This is a genomic window from Pseudarthrobacter chlorophenolicus (assembly GCF_000962805.1).
GTDB lineage: Bacteria > Actinomycetota > Actinomycetes > Actinomycetales > Micrococcaceae > Arthrobacter > Arthrobacter chlorophenolicus_A.
This window is the reverse complement of sequence record NZ_JZTW01000040.1, coordinates 1-1,704: the sequence shown is the minus strand read 5'-3', so window position 1 is coordinate 1,704 and position 1,704 is coordinate 1. Positions and strand designations below refer to the sequence as shown.

Here is a 1,704-nt window from a genome sequence, read left to right as displayed (position 1 = left end):
AGTGGCACCCGGAGCGACCCTTACGCGGTTGATCTCAGCAAGATCCCCGCGCCGAAGGCCGACGTCCTGGTCACCATCCCGATATTTACAATGTTGGGCAGCACTGACGAACCTGCTGACCTGGATGGGTACGGGCCCATCCCCGCGGCGATGGCCCGGAGAATCGTCGCTGACGGGGCTGCCTCGTTTTACCGGGTCCTCGTCGACCCCCGTACCGGTGCGCCGCTCGAGATTAGCCGGACCAGTTACCGGCTGTCGGAGGCGATGAAGCGCTGGATCAGGATGCGCGACGGACACTGCACCTTTCCCGGCTGCAGCAACCCCAGCACCGACAACGACACCGACCACCTCACCGCCTGGCAACACCACGGGACAACCGGGGTCAGCAACCTGGCACAGCTCTGCCCGAAACATCACCGCCTCAAACACAACAGCGGCTGGACCCCCACACCCGCCACCCCAACCGAACCACCCGGCTGGACCTCACCCACAGGCCGGCACTACCCGGCCCAACACCCCGACCCAAAACCACCACACTGGCCACCCGGACTGAACAGGCGAGATCTTGATTCCCCGCGCCAGCAGGGCATGCCCCAGGGGACGGCCATGAAGCCTGGCAGCGCGACCATCGAATGGGGACCTGAGAGCCGTGACTCGTTGGAGGAACAGATCCTCGCCGGCCTACCCGTTAGCCCCGAATACGTCCTCGCCGACCCACCGGACGACCACGAGCCACCGATCGACGACTCCGTGGCCGATTCCTATCCCGACGACCCCGTGTGGAGAGACTTCTACGCAGTACCCCTCACGCTGCCCAAGACCCGTTAGGTCTCCAAACCCGTTGGGGATCCCGACCCACCAGCGGACCCGCGCATGGGGAACGGGACCAACGGTGCCTCGGCGTGATCTTCAGCCGGCGGTCACAACCCGTCGGAAGGTGGACGTCATGAACGGGGCAAAGGCCGGGCGTTTGCCGTTCGAGCCGGCAGTCGACACATCGACGTCGTCGGGCTTTCCCCCCATCCGCAGCTCCGTAATGTGAACGAGCACCGCGCTCTGTGGCACTGAGCCAGAGGCCCCAGTGAGGGTGATGCTGTGCCGTGTCCACCCCGCGCCCACGCGCCGCTCTACGCGGAGCACGCCATCATGCCACGTGCATCGGGACGGACCGCCGGAAGTGCCGCCGATGCTGTCGACGTAGTACCAGAACACATCATGGTGGTCTGGGTCCAGGGTAAAGACTCCATGGCCTTCGAAATGGGAACCGTCAGGTTCCACGTGCCGGTAGCTCTGGACCACCGCAAATCCCCCGGCTGCCCGTCGGTACGCCACCTCTGCATCCACCGTCCGCTGGGGCCCCCAAGGCCCGGCGGCCAGCTCGGTAGTCCCCCGCCAGGCACCGAGAAGGCCCGCCAGCGCCGGATGATTACCGGCAGGAACACCAGGTCGCGGCGCATCCGGAGCGCCATCATGGCCCAGCCGGAGTACGTTCACGCCTTCCACTCCTCACCAGCACGGCGACGTCGGATGGCCTCATCGTAGTCCTGCAGTGCGCGCCCCGCGAGTGGTCCAGACGCTCACCGCAGGCCATTACGGCCGGCGGTCGGGACCCGCCCACAGGCCCGGGATGCTCGGGTCCCGGACTAAAGCCCGAACGTCTCGGTTTCGTCGAACGGTCCCACCACGGTGACTGTACGGGGCGCG

At 66.5% G+C, this 1,704-nt stretch carries 1 protein-coding gene and 1 pseudogene; one reads left to right on the top strand and one right to left on the bottom strand.

Going from position 1 to position 1,704, the window contains the following annotated elements; all coding sequences use genetic code 11:
* A pseudogene (locus UC32_RS19955) lies at positions 1-828 on the top strand (DUF222 domain-containing protein); the annotation flags it as partial.
* Between the two features lie 81 nt (positions 829-909).
* On the opposite strand, the gene UC32_RS19950 reads toward UC32_RS19955, so the two are convergent.
* Complete coding sequence (locus UC32_RS19950) at positions 910-1,494, bottom strand: DUF1579 family protein (protein ID WP_327077631.1); 585 nt, start codon at positions 1,492-1,494, stop codon at positions 910-912.
* Positions 1,495-1,704 lie beyond the last annotated feature (210 nt).